We start from the raw sequence: 16675 nt of genomic DNA, 5'->3' as shown, positions 1-16675 counted from the left end.
TGTCTCCTCTTCTCCTAAGCAGCAGACGCAGCAGTAGCCGAAAGGTTCCCGCCGGCCGTGAAGGGATCGTGCAGGCCACATTAGGCTGCTGTTGGCATGGCAGCGAGAGCGCACCCGGACGGGTGGCGTGATGGGCGGGCGAAGCGGTGCGAGGCCGGCCCGGAGTACATCAGCAGATCACATCAGCAGATGCGCGGCGATGGAGGCCGTCGCGCACCAGGCCACCGTCCACAGTGCGGCCAGGCGCAGGCGGAACAGCAACACGAGGCCCACTGCGACGATGGCGACATCGCTCCAGTGGTGCACGCCCTGTGTCAGCACCGGGTCGTACAGCGCGGCGGCGAGCAGGCCCACCACCGACGCGTTGATCCCGGCCAGCAGGGGTGCGGCGCCTTGCCAGGCCGTCAGCCGTTGCCACGCCGGCAGCGCCGCTGTCAGCAACAGGAAGCCGGGCAGGAAAATGGCGAGCACGGCCAGGCCGGCGGCCAGCATGCGCGGCAGGCCGGTCGGCACTTCGGCGCCGAGGAAGGCGGCGATCGAGAACATCGGGCCAGGCAGCGCCTGCGCTGCGCCATAGCCGGCGAGGAACGTGTCGGAGCCGATCCAGCCGCTGTCGACCAGCGACTGTTGCAGCAGCGGCAGCACCACATGGCCGCCACCGAACACCAGCGCGCCGGCGCGGTAGAACGCTGCGGACATCGCTGTCGCCGTCGGATCACGCGACGGCCACAACAGGGCCAGGACCAGCGCGGCCAGGAACAGGGCCATCGTCATCGCGGCAGGACGGCGTCCGTAATGCGCGGGAAACGCAGCGGGCGATTGCGCCGCCACGTGCCGGCACAGCCATCGGCCCATCAGCGCGCCGAGCGCGATCGCGAGCAGTTGCGCCCAGGCCGTTCCCGACAGCAGCACCAGCGCACACGCCGCTGCGGCCAGCAGCAGGCGCGGCAGGTCCGGCGTCATCTGCCTGGCCATGCCCCACACGCCGTATGCAACGACGCAGGCGGCCACGAGCTTCAGACCGTGCAGCAAGGCCAACCCCATGCCGTGCTGCAGCCATGGCGCGAACCCCGCGAAGGCAAGCATCAGCAGCACAGAGGGCAACGTGAAGCCGAGGAACGCCGCCAGGGCGCCGCGCCAGCCCGCGCGCAGCAGGCCGATGGCGAATCCCATCTGGCTGCTGGCCGGTCCCGGCAACGACTGGCAGACCGCCAGCAACTGCGCATAGCGCGCATCGTCGAGCCAACCGCGCCGCACGACGAATTCCTCGCGGAAATAGCCCAGGTGCGCGATCGGCCCGCCGAAGGAGGTCAGGCCCAGGTGCAGGAATACGCGGAACACTTCGCGGGCCGGGAGCGGCTGGCTGAAGGCCATGGAATGAGCGTCGGTGGCGACGCGGCATTATCACGCAGGAACAACCTCAGGCACTTGGTGGGAGCTGGTCGTACACGTACTCTCCGGCCAGGCATGAAGGGACCTCACCCATGAACGAAACCTGGTGGCAGGACACGCAGGACATTCCGCGGCTGGTGCGCGCGGTCTACGAATGCATTTCGGGAGCGGCGGGCGCGCCGCGCGACTGGGAGCGGTTCCGCTACCTGCAGCATCCGCAGGCACGCAGCCTGCGCACCGTGGTCGAGGCCGACGGCACGACCAGCGCCAAGGTGTTCGACGTCGACAGCTACATTGCCGATGTGACGCCGTTCTTCGCGCTTCACGCTTTCCATGAAGTCGAGATCGAGCAGCGCGTCCAGCGCTTCGGCCAGGTTGCGCACGTATGGAGTCTGTACGAGGCGCGCCCGGCGCCGGACTCGCCGGTGCTGCTCAAGCGCGGCGCCAACAGCATCCAGTTGTGCCACGAACACGGTCGCTGGTGGGTGTTCAGCACGATCTGGGACAACGAGCGCGAAGGGCTCGCGTTCGATTTGTGGTGAGCCCGACCACTCGAGCGTGTCAGGCGACGCGCGCCCTCAGTGCTCGCGCACCTCGAGCAGCTCGACCTCGAACACCAGTGAACCGTTCGGCGGGATGACACCGCCGGCGCCCTTGCGGCCATAGCCGTAGGCCGCCGGAATCATCAGCACGCGCTTGCCGCCGACTCGCATGCCGGCCACGCCCTCGTCCCAGCCGCGGATCACGCGGCCGGCGCCTAGCAGGAAGGTGAAGGGCTCGTTGCGATCGCGCGAGCTGTCGAACTTGCTGCCGTGCTTGTCCGGCGCCTTCTCGTCGTAGTTCCAGCCGGTGTAGTGGACGACCACTTCCTGGCCGGATTTCGCCACGGCACCGTCGCCGACTTTCTCGTCGATCGCCTGGAACGCCGCGATGGTGCCGCCAGGCGGCGGGCCGGGATCGGCGCAGGCGGTGAGCAGGCAGGCGGCAAGCAAAACAGATAGGGCGAGGCGCATCGTCGGCGTTCGATAGGAGAAGCGGACAAGGGTAGCGCGTTCCTTCAGTCGTCCAGCGAACCGCGGCTCGGACTGACGATGGCACCGATCATCGCGCCCGAGCCGGTACGTCGGCCAAGCGCTCGAAGGCTTCGTCCGGCGTGCGGAATTCAGCCAGGCGGAATCCGCTGCGCATACTCCGATTCCAGGCGCGTGTGAGTGCGCCAGAACCCCGGCGGTTCGCGCCCGTCCAGTCGCGCTTGCAGGATTCCCAGGTGCGTGTGCCAGCCGCCGGCGACGCTGAGTAGCGTGTCGCGATCGGGCAGGCGACTGTGGGTGACCACCAGTCGCACGCGGTCTCCCTGCGGCGTCAATTCGAAGCGTACTTCCGAGTCGCCGCCGCCGTCCTCGCCCCAGGTATGGGCGAGCAGGTTCGGTGCCTCGCAGGCGGTGATGCGGCCGCCCATCCGGCTCTCGCCGGCGTATTGCGCGTACTTGGCCGGGGGTGGATCGTCGTCGGTCGTCAGTTCGGAATTGCGGAACACCAGCTCGACCTTTCCACCGACCCGCAGGTCCATGTCGCCCGCAGCCAGCCACGTGCCGCGCTTGCGCGAATCGGTCAGGTAGTCCCAGAGCCGTTCGATCGGGCCGGGCAGGCTGCGTTCGATGCGCACGGTGCCTGGCGCGATGACGGTGCCGTAGTCGTTCATGTCGGTCTCCTTCATGTTGGGGAGAGCTGGGTGGGGGAGCGCTGTTGCGCCAGCGATGCCAGCACGTCGTTCCAGCCGGATTGGATGCGATCGGCGCAGAGGGCGCGTTCGAGCACCTTGATGTGCTGGGAGGCCGCCGCCAGGGAAATCTCGGTCCCGGTCGAGACGATTGTCAACCAGTCGGTGAAATATTGAGGCGAGAGTCTGCGCTAAACGGCATTACCCGCCGCATGCCCCGATGCCCATGCCCACTGGAAGTTGTATCCACCCAGCCAGCCGGTGACATCGATGACTTCGCCGATGAAATACAGTCCCGGGACGCGCCTGGACTGCATGGTGCTGGAGGACAGCTCGTCGGTGTCGACACCGCCCAGCGTCACCTCGGCGGTGCGGTAACCCTCGGTGCCGCTGGCGACCAGCGACCAGTCGCTCAGCACCTGCGCCATCTCGCGCAGTTGCGGCATGTTGTACTGCTTCATCGGCCGGTTGGGCAGCCACAGTTCGCACAACCGCTGCGCGAAACGCTTGGGCATGGCATCGCCCAGCACCGTCTTCAGTTCGGCGGCGGGACGTTCGCGTTGCCAGTCCTGCAGCGCCTGCAACGCATCGTGCTGCGGAAGCAGGTCCAGGCGCAGGTCGTCGCCCGGCTGCCAGTAGGACGATATCTGCAGGATCGCAGGCCCGCTGAGGCCGCGATGCGTGACCAGCATGTAGTTGCTGAAGGCGCGTCCATTGCATCGGGCGGTGACCGGCAACGCGACGCCGCTGAGGTCGGCCAGTCTTTCCTGGTGCTTGCCGCTCAACGTCAGCGGCACCAGCCCCGCGCGCGTGGGCAGCACCGCATGGCCGAACTGTTTGGCCAGCTCATACCCAAAGCCCGTCGCGCCCATGCTGGGGATAGACAGCCCGCCGCTGGCGACGACCAGCGCGGGCGCGGCGAAATTGCCGTGCGTGGTGTGCAGTCGGAAGGCTGCATCCTCGCTCTCGCCATGCGTCATGCGCTCGACGCTGCAACTGGTCTCGATGCGCACGCCGGCGGCATGACACTCGTCGACGAGCATCTTCACGATCAGCTTCGACGACACGTCGCAGAACAGCTGGCCCAGCTCTTTCTCGTGGTAGGCGATGCCGTGCCGCTCGACCATGTCGATGAAATGCCATGGCGTGAAGCGGGCAAGCGCCGACTTGCAGAAGTGCGGGTTGGCCGAGAGGAAGTTGGCGGGCGTGGTGCCGGTATTGGTGAAGTTGCAGCGTCCGCCACCGGACATCAGGATTTTCTTGCCGACGCGGTTGGCATGCTCGACGACCAGCACGCGCTTGCCGCGCTGGCCGGCGGTCAGCGCGCACATCAGGCCGGCGGCGCCGCCGCCAACGATCAGGACATCGAAATGCCCGGTCATGCTCAGACTGCTTGCGGGTCCGACGCCATGCGCGTGACGGTGCGCAGCATCACCGTGCCGGTATCGCCCATCAGCTGAAACTCTCCGTCCTGGATCAGCACGTTCAGGCGCATGCTGCGTTCGATCATGGCCGCCAGCGCTTCGACGGATTCCGGGGCGATGTCGATCACGGTCAGGTTATCCAGCCGCGACAGTCCCGCGGACTGCTTGTCCCACCACAGGTCGGCGGTACGGCCGCCGTAGGTAACCACCACGACCTGGCGTGCACGGCCACAGGCCTTGCGGATGCGGGATTCGTCGGGCTGGCCGAGGTCGATCCACAGCTCGATCTCGCCGGTGTAGTCGCGGCGCCACAGGTCCGGCTCGTCTTCGGTGCTGAGGCCCTTGCCGAATTCCAGGCGTTCGCTGGCGAACAGCGCGAAAGCGATCAGCCGCACCATCAGCCGCTGGTCGGTTTCCGACGGATGCTGGGCGAGGGTGAGGGGGTAAGTGGCGTAGTGATGCCGGTCCAGGTCGCTGATCTGAAGCTCGGCCTTGACCACGGTGGCCTTGAGCGCCATGTGCGATGTCCGGTGGGAAGCAGCGCGCATTCTAGGCGCTGGAGGCCGATGCTGCCTGTATGGCGGTGCGATGGGGCGGTGCGATGTCCATCGGCGATGCCAGAATGGGGCGTGACCGGAGCATCCCTGCATCGTGACGGCGTCGCTGCGAGCCGCTGGCAACTGCCGCCGGGGCCGTGGGCGACGGTGCTGGATGGCCTGTGCGCGCGTTTCCCGGCGGTCGACCGTGCGCGTTGGCTCGATCGAATGGCGCGCGGCCTGGTGCGCGATGCGGACGGCAACGCGATCACGCCGGACACTTTCTACCGGGTTGGCGCCGAGATCCGCTACTACCGCGAGGTCCCGGACGAGCCCCGGATTCCGTTCGACGAGGTCGTGCTGCACGTCGACGAGCACCTGGTCGTCGTCGACAAGCCGCACTTCCTGCCGGTGACGCCAGCCGGCGGCTTCGTCGCCGAAACGCTGCTGGCGCGGCTGGTGCGCAGGCTCGCAAATCCGCAACTGGTGCCGTTGCACCGGATCGATCGCGGCACGGCCGGCCTGGTGCTGTTTTCACCGAACCCGGACTCGCGTGCCCGCTACCAGGCGCTGTTTCCGCGACGCCTCATCCACAAGCGCTACGAAGCACTGGCGCCGCCATTGCCCGACTGCGCATTTCCTCTGTTGCGAAAGACACGCCTGCAAACCGGCGAGCCGTTCTTCCGCATGTGCGAGGTGGAGGGGCCAGCCAATAGCGAGACCAGGATCGACGTGCTCGAACGTGGCGAGGACGTCTGGCGTTACGCGCTGGAACCCGTCACCGGCCGCAAGCACCAGTTGCGAGTGCACATGGCCGGACTGGGCGCGCCCATTCTCAACGACACCTTGTATCCATCGCTGGTGGCGCAGCACGTCGATGGAAACTACGAAAAGCCGCTCAAGCTGCTGGCCCGCGCGCTGTCCTTCGTCGATCCGCTCAACGGCGTCGAGCGGCGGTTCGAAAGCCAATGGCGTCTTTGAACGGGCGCATTCCCGCCATCAGACCCATTCGCGCGAGGGGAGCGTGTAGCGCCGCTGAGGCACGCCGACCAGGTCGAGGAAGCCGTTGAACACTTCGTTGGCCTGCGCCTGCATCGTGGCGATGTGTTCGCGTGTGCGCGTGCGGATCAGCTCTTCGGTGGCATGTGAAGGCTCGATGCCGGCCAGTTCGGCCAGTTCATCACGATAGACGGGGTTGGCCAGCCAGCGTTCGATCAAGGGCTGGTCCATTTCCATGTGGAACTGGAAGCCGTAGGCGTTGTCGCCATAGCGGAAGGCCTGTTGCTCGCAGCTGTCGGTACGGGCCAGGTGGGTGGCGTCCGTCGGCACGTCGAAGCGGTAGCGATGCCACTGGAACACCGGCGTCCCATCGCCCAATGGCGCCAGCACCGGGTCGGCGCGGCCGGCCTCGGTGGTGCGCAGCCGATACCAGCCGATCTCGGGCTGCTCGTGGCGCACCACCGGCGCGCCCAGCACGTGCGCAAGCAATTGCGCGCCCAGGCAGATGCCGAGCACTGGCCGGCCGAGTTCGAGCATGCGCTCGATCGCGCGCATCTCGGTCAGCAGGTGCGCACGGTGCGCGTGATCCTCGACGTTCATCGGTCCGCCCAGCACGATCAGGCCGCGATAGCGGTCCACGTTGGGCTGCAGGTCGGGATGCCGCTCGAAGTTGGCGAAGCGGATGCGATGCCCGCGCCGCCGGATCAACGGATCGAGCGTGCCGAGAGGTTCGGCGGCGACGTGCTGGAAGACGAGCAGGCGGGGCATGGTGCGGGAGCGGGCGAGATACGGCCCGACTATGCCAAATCAGCGCGATGGATGGGCGCCGTCGCGCCCTTCCGGATCGTCAGGGTGTCATGAGCGTCCGTCATGACACCCTGCGGGGCATCAGCCGCGCGGCAGGCGCGGCTTGCCTTTGAAGCCGCCCGGACGGGGCGGGCCGCCGTGAGGCTTGCCGCCATGCGGGCGCGGCCCGCGCGGCGGCCGGCCATCGTCGTCGGGGCGGCGGCCCTCGCCATGTCCGCCGGCGCGGTGACCTTCGAAGCGGCCGTGTGGTGGCTGCCCGTGGCCGCTTTCGTCGGCGCGGCTGATGCGCAGTTGCTGGCCGGCCACGCGCACACGCTTGAGGTGATCCATGACCTCGCGCGGCATGCCTTCGGGCAGGTCGATCAGGCTGTGGTCGTCGCGGATGTCGATGCGGCCGATGAAGCGGCTTTCCAGTTCGGCCTCGTTGGCGATGGCGCCGACGATATTGCCCGGCTTGACGCCGTGCACGTGGCCGACCTCGACACGGAAGGTTTCCATTCCGACTTCCGGCGCGCGCGTTTCACGAGACTCGCGGGGTTCGCGCGTCTCGCGACGCGGCGCGGCGTCGTCGTGGAACATCGTCTCGCCGAAGTTGGTGGCGCCGGCGCCGGCGCCGGCGGCGGTCGGCGGAGTGAACTGGCGTTCGGCATGACGCGGACGCTCGTCGCGATCGAAGCTGCGCGGCTCACGGGCCTGGCGGGGCGCCGTGTCGCGGTCGCGGTGCGATTCACGCTGCTGGAATTCGCGCGGCTGGAATTCACGCTGCCGCGGACCGCGATCGCGTGAGTCCTCGCGAGGTCCACGCTCGAAGCCGGCGGCGGCGTGCGGGCGCAACTGCTGGGCGGTCACGTCCAGCAGCAGCGGCATGTCGCCCTGCACCAGCTTGGCCAGCGCCGCGGCGATCTCGACCGCCGGCACGTTCTGCTCGCGCTCGTAGCGTTCCACCAGGTCGCGGAACTGGCCGATCTCGTTGCTTTCCAGCGCGGTGGTGATGCGGCCGAGGAAGCGGTTCACGCGCTGCTCGTTGACCGTCTCGACCGTCGGCAGCGACATCGGCTCGATCGGCTGGCGGGTGGCGCGTTCGATCGCGCGCAGCATGCCGCGCTCGCGCGGCGTGACGAACAGGATCGCCTCGCCCTTGCGGCCGGCACGGCCGGTGCGGCCGATGCGGTGGACGTAGCTCTCGGTGTCGTACGGGATGTCGTAGTTCAGCACATGGCTGATGCGCTCCACGTCGAGGCCGCGCGCGGCCACGTCGGTGGCCACCAGTACGTCGATCTTGCCGTCCTTGAGGTTCTGGATGGTCTTCTCGCGCTGCGCCTGCACCACGTCGCCGTTGATCGCAGCGGCAGCCAGGCCGCGCGCCGCCAGCTTCTCGGCCAGTTCCTCGGTGGCCTGCTTGGTGCGCGCGAACACGATCATCGCGTCGAACGGCTCGGCTTCGAGGATGCGGGTGATCGCGTCGAGCTTGTGCACGCCGCTGACCGACCAGTAGCGCTGGCGGATGTTGGCCGCGGTGGTGGTCTTGGCCTTGATCGAAACTTCGACCGGATCCTTCAGGTAGGTCTGGGCGATGCGCCGGATCGGCGGCGGCATGGTTGCCGAGAACAGCGCGACCTGGCGCGTCTCCGGGGTTTTCTTCAACACCGTCTCGACGTCGTCGATGAAACCCATGCGCAGCATTTCGTCGGCTTCGTCGAGCACCAGGCAGCGCAGTTGCGACAGGTCCAGCGAGCCGCGCTCAAGATGGTCGATGACGCGGCCCGGGGTGCCGACCACGACCTGGACGCCACGCTTGAGCGCCTGCAACTGCGGGTAATAGCTCTGTCCGCCGTAGATCGGCAGCACGTGGAAGCCGGGCAGGTGATGGGCGTACTTCTGGAAGGCTTCGGCGACCTGGATGGCCAATTCGCGCGTCGGCGCCAGCACCAGCGCCTGCGGCTTGTGCTGGCTGGGATCGATCCGCGCCAGGATCGGCAGCGCGAACGCGGCGGTCTTGCCGGTGCCGGTCTGGGCCTGGCCGAGCATGTCGCGGCCTTCCAGCAGCGGCGGGATGGTGGCGGCCTGGATGGGCGAGGGCGACTCGTAGCCGACGTCGGACAGGGCCCGCAGCAGCGGCTCGGACAGGGCCAGGTCGGTGAATTTGATGGTCGGGGGGGATTCGGGGTTCGGGCTCGAATCGGCGGAGCTGGGCGTCTCGGCGCTCATGGGGGGTGCTCGGCAGCGCCGGCATACGCCGGTCGGAAGACCGAACAGTGTAACGGACGGCGGCGTATCGCTCCCGTATACGCCGCCACCACATTGTTCAGCGAGCGCGCAGATCCTTCTCGATGCGCCCGTCCTTCATGACGAAATCGACGTGCTTGAGCGTGGTCACGTCGCTGAGCGGGTCGCCCGACACGGCGATCAGGTCGGCGCGCTTGCCCGGTTCCAGGCTGCCCACCTGGTCGGCCAGGCCGAGCAGATCGGCCGCGTTCACGGTGGCGGCCTGGATCGCGGTCGCAGGCGTCATGCCATGGGCGACCATCAGCTCGAATTCGTCGGCGTTGCGGCCGTGCAGGCTGACCCCGGCATCGGTGCCGAAGGCGATCTTCACGCCGGCCGGGACCGCGCGCTCCAGCGCCTTGCCGGTGATGCCGATGCGCCACTCGATCTTGCTGCGCACCTCGCCGGTGTAGGCATCGGGGTTCTTCGCCAGGCGCTCCTTGTAGCCGTTCACCGTCGACAGCGTCGGCACGTAGTAGGCGCCGGTCTTGCGCAGCAGCGAGAGGTCGGTGTCGTCCAGCAGCGTGCCGTGCTCGATCGAGTCGGCGCCGGCGCGCAGGGCCACGGCGATGCCGTCGGCGCCGTGCGCGTGCACGGCGACCTTCTTCTTGTACAGGTGCGCGGTTTCCACGATCGCGCGCGCCTCGTCGTCGAACATCTGCTGGCCCAGGCCCGCGCCGATGCGGCTGTTGACGCCGCCGGTGGTGGCGATCTTGATCACGTCGACGCCGCGTCCGACCTGGCGACGCACCGCGCGGCGGCAATCCTCGGCGCCGTCGCAGGTGTTGCCGTTGACGTCGAGGGCGGCGTGCAGGTCGTCGCGGAAGCCCAGCGTCGGATCCATGTGGCCGGCCGTGGTGGAGATGGCGCTGCCGGCGTCGACAATGCGCGGCCCCGGTACCTTGCCAGCGGCCACCGCATCGCGCAGCGCCAGCGTCACGCCGCCTTCGTCGCCGAGGTTGCGCACGGTGGTGAAGCCGGCGGCGAGGGTCTTGCGGGCGTTGACGGCCGCTTCAAAGGCCAGGTCGGCGATATTGGCCGTGACGCCTTCGAGCTGGCCTTCGACGCCGGCCTTGTCCGAAGTCAGGTGGACATGGCTGTCGATCAGCCCCGGCAGCACATAGCGGTCGCGCAGGTCGACGACAGACGCGTCCGCCGGCGCGCCGGCAAAGGCGGAGGGTTCGACGAAGCCATTGCGGACCGCCTCGATCCGGCCATCGCGCAGCAGCAACGTGCTGGCGCCACGAGGAGCCTGGCCCGGGCGGTCGAGCAGGTGGCCGGCGTGGACCACGGTCCATTGCGGGGACTGCGCCGGCATTGCCCCGGCTGCCTGTGCGGGTTGCAGCGGCCCGGCCGCCACCAGGGCGATGGAGGCGAACAGCATGGAACGTGCGCCGAACACGGTGCGGCCGGCGCGGCCGGAAATTGCGGTCATTGCGTTGGTTTCCCCTGTCTGGACGCAGGAGCATAAGCGCTGGCGGCGGGCCGTTTTGCGATCACGCCCGGTTTCCTGTGTGCCGTGCTTGTCTGTTGCGGCAGCGACCACCATCTCCCAAGGTGTCCACCCGTCTTGCGCCGATGCTGAATCCCGATTTCGACAATGCCTTCGTCCGCGAGCTGCCGGGCGATCCTGATACCGGCCCCGGCATCCGTCAGGTCGGCCAGGCCTGGTCTCGGGTCGATCCGACCCCCGTCGCGGCGCCGCGCCTGTTGGCATATTCGGCCGAGATGGCGCGGCGGCTGGGTTTCACCGAGGCCGACGCCGCCTCGCAAGAGTTTGCCCGTGTGTTCGCAGGCAACGCGCTGCTGCCCGGCATGCAGCCGTTCGCGGCCAATTACGGCGGGCACCAGTTCGGCCAATGGGCCGGGCAACTGGGCGACGGCCGCGCGATCACGCTGGGCGAGCTGGTCAACGAAGCAGGCGAGCGCTGGGAACTGCAGCTCAAGGGCGCTGGCCTGACGCCGTACTCGCGCACCGCTGACGGGCGTGCGGTGCTGCGCTCGTCGATCCGCGAGTTCCTGTGCAGCGAGGCGATGCATCACCTTGGCGTGCCGACCACGCGTGCGCTGAGCCTGGTCGGCACCGGCGAGCTGGTCGAGCGCGACATGTTCTACGACGGCCATCCGGAGATGGAGCCCGGCGCGGTGGTCTGCCGCGTCGCGCCGTCGTTCATTCGCTTCGGCAACTTCGAGCTTCCGGCCTCACGCGGTGATGAAGCCCTGCTGAGGCAGCTGGTGGACTTCTGCATCCGCCGCGACTACCCGCAACTGCGCGGCGAGGGACAGGCGCTGTACGCGCAATGGTTTGCCCAGGTCTGCGAGCGCACCGCGGTGATGATCGCGCACTGGATGCGGGTCGGTTTCGTCCACGGCGTGATGAACACCGACAACATGTCCATCCTCGGACTGACCATCGATTACGGCCCCTACGGCTGGATCGACAACTTCGACCCCGGCTGGACGCCCAATACCACCGATCGCCATCAGCGGCGCTACCGGTTCGGACAGCAGCCGCAGGTCGCGTACTGGAACCTGGGTCGGCTCGCCGGCGCGCTGTCGCTGCTGTTCGACGATGTCGCACCGTTGCAGGACGGCCTGCGGCGTTACGTCGAGACTTACACCGCCGCCGATCGGGACAACACCGCGCGCAAGCTCGGCCTGGTCGAATGCCGCGACGAGGACATCGGCCTGATGCAGGCGCTGCAGGACCTGTTGACGCAGGCGGAGGTCGACATGACGTTGTTCTTCCGGCGCCTGGCCGATCTCGACCCGCTGGCGCCGGAGCCTGCATTGTTCAGCGAAGCGTTCTACGACGACGGGAAGCGCGATGCCGCCGAGCCGGAACTGCGCGAATGGCTGTCGCGCTACGCCACACGGATGCAGCAGCAGGACCTGCCGGAGCTAATGCGCCGCGACACCATGAACGCGGCCAACCCGCGCTACGTGCTGCGCAATTACCTGGCGCAGCAGGCCATCGATCAGGCCACCCAGGGCGATATTTCCGGCGTCACCGAACTGCTGGACGTGATGCGCCGCCCCTACGACGATCAGCCGGGCCGCGAGGCTTACGCGGCGAAAAGACCGGACTGGGCACGCAGCCGTGCCGGATGCTCGATGCTGTCCTGCAGTTCCTGACTGGCGACGACGCGGTTTTTACTCCCCTTGGGCGCATGATCCAGCACCAGTAGCGTGGAGGTGGCGTCATGTCCTGCAGCAAATGGGTTCCTACCGCCGCCGGGCGAGTGTCTGCCCGGTTGGCGACAACAGCAGCGATTGTTGCACTGGCCGGCGGCATGGCGATGGCGGCCACGCCTTCGGATCATGGCCACACGGTCGGCACGCTGGATCGCATCGATACCAAAGAGCATCGCCTGGTTCTCGGCACCGATGCCGCAGAGGGAGACTCGCTCGGGCAGGGCGCGCCGATCGACATCTACTATGACGGCACGACGACGATCAGCGGATCCAGTGCCAAGGCGGCAACCGACTTGAAGGTGGGCGACCGCCTGATGGTGAAAACTACCGAGGCGCGCAACCGGATCAGCGCGAAATCGGTCCAGTGGCTTCCGGACACCACGCCCGGCCAGGGATGGGGACGGTATGTGCACGGCACGATCAGCGAGATGGTGGACCGGACGCAGGTCTTCATGGTCGCTCAGGCCGGGACCAACATCCGCTACCGCATAGGCCACGATCAGGGCACCAAGGTGCTCGCACTGGATGGCAGTCCGATGACCTTCGCCCAATTGAAGACGGGCGACGACGTCGATATTGCGTACCGGTTGGTCAACAACGTACGCACGGCGACCAAAGTGGTGGTGGTGAGTTCCTCCGGCGGAGGTTGAGCGCCGCCTGGTTGAGTCTGAGTCTGCCGATCAGGGCCAGCGCTCCAGGATCGCCGGATCCACGCCCACGCGCTTGCAGGCGCGTTGGGCGACGCCGTCGCGCAATGCGGAGCGGAACAGTGGCGCCATCGCGCGCAGTGCCCGTGCCGACACGCGCGCCTTGGCGCGCTGTGCCCGCGTGAGGTGCAGGCGCGATGCCGCCCAGTCCGGCAGCAGAACCGCACCCGCACCGAGAAATACTTCGCGCGACAGGTTGGCCGCAGGCACCGGCAGGCGAATGCGCGCCAGCACCGCAAGCACCTCGCGCGAACGCTCATCGAAGCGCAGCAGTTTGCCGATATCGGCGAAGTACTGGCTGACCTCGGTTTCCGATGCCGGCACGTCGCGCGCGCCCAGGCGCTCTGCGATGCGCCGCACCTCGGCGTAGTAGGCATCGCCCGCGCCCGCGGGCAGGGCCACCGGCGAGTAGCGGCGGAAGCCTTCCAGAAAACCGTAGCTCTCGGTGACATGCACCCAGGTCAGCAACTGCGGATCCCGCGCGCGATAGGGCCGACCGTCCGGCGTGACGCCGCTGACCTGTGCATGTATCCGGTCGACATGCGCAATCAACCGCTCGGCTTCGCTGCGGCCGGCATAGGTGGTGCCGGCGACGAAGTTGGTGGTGCGGCGCAGGCGTCCGACCAGGTCGGTGCGGAACTGGGAGTGGTCCCAGACCCCGGCGAGCGCGAGAGGGTGCAGCGTCTGCAACATCAGCGCGCACAGGCCGCCCGACAGCATCCCGGGAAAGTCGGCGTGGATCCGCCAGGTGGTGCTGTCGGGCCCGAACAGGCCGGGATCGCCCGCAGGATGGTCGTAATCGATGCCGCTTTGGCCTCGCGGAAACGCACCCAGGACCCAGGCCCGGATCCTGGCCGAAGCGGGAGCGGCAAGGGCGCGCAGCAGCGGTTCCATCTCGCTGCGATGATCCCATGCCGCGCGTTGGATCACTGCCGGTTTGCACCCCGCTCACACGCCCCCTACATGCAGCGAGCGCATCATGGTGGCCCGTTGGGGCGGGAGGCATAGCGATGCTAACGATCGTCGTTTCCAGTGGCGGCACGCGGATGGCCAGGCTGCGCGCAGCGGCCCGGACCGTGCTGCTGGCAGGGCTCGTCGGGATATGCATGGCGGCTTGGGCGGCAACGCCGGAGGCGGACCACGCCGTCGGCACGTTGGCGCGGGTGGATTCGGGTCAATCGCGGATCGTGCTGAGCAGGGATTCGGAAACTGGCAACGCGGTCGGCCAGGGGACCCCTGACAACATCTACCTGTCGCCGTCGACCGTGATCACGCGGTCCGGCAGCCCGGTAAAAATGACCGACCTGAAAGTGGGCGAGCGCCTGCTGGTGGCGACGCAGCGCAGCGGCAACCGGACGCAGGGCTCGCGCGTGAGGGTCCTGCCCAGTACCTCGCCGGGCCAGGACTGGGGCCGCTACCTGCACGGCACGCTGCGCTCGATCGAGAAGGCAACCCGCAGCGTCCACATCGACCAGGCCGAGACGCTGAACTTCGTCCGGATCCGCTACGACGACAACACTCGGGCCTTCGACGCAGACGGCAAAACAATCCAGTTGAGCTCGCTCAAACCAGGCGATGAACTGGACATGGCCGTTCGCAAGGATGTCAAGGACCGCACGGCCACCAAGGTCGTCCTGCTGCCGCCGCACGGCGGGCCCTGACCTGATCGAAAAGGCAACCTGACCGGCGCGGCGACGGAAATCCCCGTCGCCCGTAGAATACGGTCATGCCCCTGATTACCCTGAACAACGTCGACTACGGCGTCGGCGGTCCGCTGTTGCTGGCCGATGTCGTCCTCTCGATCGAACCCGGCGAGCGTATCGCCCTGATCGGCCGCAACGGCGCCGGCAAATCCACGCTGATGCGCCTGATCGCCGGCGAAATCCAGGCCGACGACGGAGAAATCCGCCGCGAGGGTGGCGTGCGCGTCGCGCGGCTCGAGCAGGAGGTGCCGGCCGGCGCCGAAGGCGATGTCTGGGACGTGGTGGCCGGTGGCCTGGGTGAACTGGGCGCGTGGCTGGCGCAATACCACCATCTCAGCCATGCCGAACACGTCGACACCGATGCGCTGGCCAAGGTGCAGGCGAAGATCGAGGACGCGCACGGCTGGTCGCTCGACCAGCGCGTGACCGAGACGCTGGAGCGCCTGGACCTCGATGGCGATGCGGTGTTCGCGCGGCTGTCGGGCGGCATGAAGCGTCGCGTGCTGCTGGCGCGCGCGTTGGTGTCGTCGCCCGACCTGCTGCTGCTGGACGAGCCCACCAACCACCTCGACATCGAGGCGATCGACTGGCTCGAAGGATTCCTCAAGGCCTGGCAGGGCGCGCTGGTGTTCGTGACGCACGACCGCCGCTTCCTGCGTGCGCTGGCCACGCGCATCGTCGAGATCGACCGTGGCGGTGTCACCAGCTGGCCGGGCGACTGGGACAACTACCTGCGCCGGCGCGAGGAGCGGCTCAACGCCGAAGCGCAGGAGAATGCACGCTTCGACAAGCTTCTGGCGCAGGAGGAAGTGTGGATCCGCCAGGGCATCAAGGCGCGGCGTACCCGCGACGAAGGTCGCGTGCGCCGGCTCAAGGCGATGCGTACGGAACGCGCGCAACGGCGCGAGCAGACCGGCAACGTCAAGATGGCGCTGGCCCAGGGCGACTCGTCCGGACGCAAGGTGGTCGAAGCCAAGGATGTCTCCTTCGCCTACGGCGAGCGCACGCTGATGCGCGATCTGTCGACGACGATATTCCGCGGCGACCGCATCGGTCTGATCGGTCCCAACGGCAGCGGCAAGACCACATTGATCAAGCTGCTGCTGGGCGAGCTGAAGCCCGACAGGGGCGAAGTACGCCTGGGCAGCAACCTGCAGGTCGCCTATTTCGACCAGTACCGCGCCACGCTGCGCGAGGACTGGAACGCGCTGGAGAACGTGGCCGAGGGTCGCGAGTTCGTCGACGTCGGCGGCAAGTCCAAGCACGTCATCGGCTATCTGCAGGATTTCCTGTTCACGCCCGAACGTGCCCGCGCGCCGATCACCCGACTGTCCGGCGGCGAGCGCAATCGCCTGCTGCTGGCCAGGCTGTTCGCGCAGCCGTCCAACCTGCTGGTGATGGACGAACCGACCAACGACCTCGACGTGGAGACGCTGGAACTGCTGGAGGAAATGCTGGCCGACTATCCGGGCACGCTGCTGCTGGTCAGCCACGATCGCGACTTCCTCGACAACGTGGTGACCTCGACGCTGGTGATGGAGGGCGATGGGCGCGTCGGTGAGTACGTCGGCGGTTACAGCGACTGGGTGCGGCAGCGTCCTGCGGTCCCAGCGATCACATCCGCGGCCAAGGCAGCCACGGCGACGCCCGCGGCGGCAGCAACGGTTGTCGCAACACCGGCAGCGCCCAAGCGCAAGCTCAGCTACAAAGACGCGCGCGAGCTCGAGCAACTGCCGGCGCGCATCGAAGCGCTGGAAACCCGTGTCGCTGCACTTACCGCGCACATGCACGACCCCGCGTTCTACCAGGGCGATCGCGCGGCGGTGGCCGCGCATAACAGCCAGCTCGCCGCGGCCCAGGCCGACCTCGACGCGGCTTACGCGCGGTGGAACGAACTGGAAGGTTGATGGTTCAGCTGCGCCGCAGT

Annotated in this window: 15 protein-coding genes; 6 read left to right on the top strand and 9 right to left on the bottom strand. The window is 67.9% G+C overall.

Annotation, left to right across the window (positions count from 1 at the left end; genetic code table 11):
• Positions 1-177 precede the first annotated feature (177 nt).
• Positions 178-1374, bottom strand: a complete 1197-nt coding sequence (gene chrA / locus J2X06_RS15810) for a chromate efflux transporter (RefSeq protein ID WP_310064064.1) — start codon at positions 1372-1374, stop codon at positions 178-180.
• A gap of 110 nt (positions 1375-1484) precedes the next feature.
• Between chrA and J2X06_RS15805 the strand changes: the two genes are divergently transcribed.
• On the top strand, positions 1485-1934 hold the full coding sequence (locus tag J2X06_RS15805; RefSeq protein ID WP_310064062.1) for a hypothetical protein: 450 nt from the start codon (positions 1485-1487) through the stop codon (positions 1932-1934).
• A 36-nt stretch (positions 1935-1970) separates the two neighbouring features.
• Here the strand turns inward: J2X06_RS15805 and J2X06_RS15800 are convergent, their stop codons facing one another.
• The 4 genes from J2X06_RS15800 to J2X06_RS15785 all read right to left on the bottom strand — a co-directional run bounded on the left by J2X06_RS15800 (position 1971) and on the right by J2X06_RS15785 (position 5054).
• The gene (locus J2X06_RS15800) at positions 1971-2405 is read right to left on the bottom strand and encodes an FKBP-type peptidyl-prolyl cis-trans isomerase (RefSeq protein ID WP_310064059.1); all 435 of its coding nucleotides are present in this window, start codon (positions 2403-2405) and stop codon (positions 1971-1973) included.
• Positions 2406-2554: 149 nt separating this feature from the next.
• Positions 2555-3094 carry an SRPBCC family protein gene (locus tag J2X06_RS15795; RefSeq protein WP_310064057.1) on the bottom strand — a complete coding sequence of 180 codons (540 nt, stop codon included), beginning with the start codon at positions 3092-3094 and terminating at the stop codon, positions 2555-2557.
• A gap of 209 nt (positions 3095-3303) precedes the next feature.
• The gene (locus J2X06_RS15790; protein WP_310064056.1) at positions 3304-4494 is read right to left on the bottom strand and encodes an NAD(P)/FAD-dependent oxidoreductase; all 1191 of its coding nucleotides are present in this window, start codon (positions 4492-4494) and stop codon (positions 3304-3306) included.
• Between the two features lie 2 nt (positions 4495-4496).
• The gene (locus tag J2X06_RS15785) at positions 4497-5054 is read right to left on the bottom strand and encodes a YaeQ family protein (protein WP_310064055.1); all 558 of its coding nucleotides are present in this window, start codon (positions 5052-5054) and stop codon (positions 4497-4499) included.
• Between the two features lie 96 nt (positions 5055-5150).
• On the opposite strand from J2X06_RS15785, the gene J2X06_RS15780 reads away from it, so the two are divergent.
• The gene (locus J2X06_RS15780) at positions 5151-6053 is read left to right on the top strand and encodes a pseudouridine synthase (protein ID WP_430539612.1); all 903 of its coding nucleotides are present in this window, start codon (positions 5151-5153) and stop codon (positions 6051-6053) included.
• An 18-nt stretch (positions 6054-6071) separates the two neighbouring features.
• Here J2X06_RS15780 and J2X06_RS15775 read toward each other — a convergent pair whose 3' ends face one another.
• The 3 genes from J2X06_RS15775 to J2X06_RS15765 all read right to left on the bottom strand — a co-directional run bounded on the left by J2X06_RS15775 (position 6072) and on the right by J2X06_RS15765 (position 10578).
• Positions 6072-6839 (bottom strand): type 1 glutamine amidotransferase, encoded by a 768-nt coding sequence (locus J2X06_RS15775; protein ID WP_310064053.1) that lies wholly within the window; start codon positions 6837-6839, stop codon positions 6072-6074.
• Positions 6840-6959: 120 nt separating this feature from the next.
• On the bottom strand, positions 6960-9086 hold the full coding sequence (locus tag J2X06_RS15770) for a DEAD/DEAH box helicase (RefSeq protein ID WP_310064052.1): 2127 nt from the start codon (positions 9084-9086) through the stop codon (positions 6960-6962).
• A gap of 97 nt (positions 9087-9183) precedes the next feature.
• Positions 9184-10578 carry a metal-dependent hydrolase family protein gene (locus J2X06_RS15765; RefSeq protein ID WP_310064050.1) on the bottom strand — a complete coding sequence of 465 codons (1395 nt, stop codon included), beginning with the start codon at positions 10576-10578 and terminating at the stop codon, positions 9184-9186.
• Between the two features lie 143 nt (positions 10579-10721).
• On the opposite strand from J2X06_RS15765, the gene J2X06_RS15760 reads away from it, so the two are divergent.
• Both J2X06_RS15760 and J2X06_RS15755 read left to right on the top strand, forming a co-directional pair.
• A complete protein-coding gene (locus J2X06_RS15760; protein WP_310064480.1) occupies positions 10722-12278 on the top strand; it encodes a protein adenylyltransferase SelO in 1557 nt (518 codons plus the stop codon).
• 68 nt (positions 12279-12346) lie between these two features.
• Positions 12347-12988 (top strand): DUF5666 domain-containing protein, encoded by a 642-nt coding sequence (locus J2X06_RS15755; RefSeq protein ID WP_310064049.1) that lies wholly within the window; start codon positions 12347-12349, stop codon positions 12986-12988.
• A 30-nt stretch (positions 12989-13018) separates the two neighbouring features.
• On the opposite strand, the gene J2X06_RS15750 is transcribed toward J2X06_RS15755, so the two are convergent.
• Positions 13019-13939 carry an oxygenase MpaB family protein gene (locus tag J2X06_RS15750; RefSeq protein WP_310064478.1) on the bottom strand — a complete coding sequence of 307 codons (921 nt, stop codon included), beginning with the start codon at positions 13937-13939 and terminating at the stop codon, positions 13019-13021.
• Between the two features lie 116 nt (positions 13940-14055).
• On the opposite strand from J2X06_RS15750, the gene J2X06_RS15745 reads away from it, so the two are divergent.
• Together J2X06_RS15745 and J2X06_RS15740 are read left to right on the top strand one after the other, a co-directional pair.
• On the top strand, positions 14056-14706 hold the full coding sequence (locus J2X06_RS15745; protein ID WP_310064047.1) for a hypothetical protein: 651 nt from the start codon (positions 14056-14058) through the stop codon (positions 14704-14706).
• A 65-nt stretch (positions 14707-14771) separates the two neighbouring features.
• Entirely contained in the window at positions 14772-16655 is a 1884-nt protein-coding gene (locus J2X06_RS15740; protein ID WP_310064045.1) for an ATP-binding cassette domain-containing protein, read from the top strand.
• The last annotated feature ends 20 nt before the right edge of the window (positions 16656-16675 follow it).

It is taken from the genome of Lysobacter niastensis, assembly GCF_031457115.1.
Classification (GTDB): Bacteria; Pseudomonadota; Gammaproteobacteria; order Xanthomonadales; family Xanthomonadaceae; genus Lysobacter_J; species Lysobacter_J niastensis_A.
The sequence above is the reverse complement of the archived record's forward strand: the minus strand, read 5'-3'. Positions and strand labels throughout refer to the sequence as shown.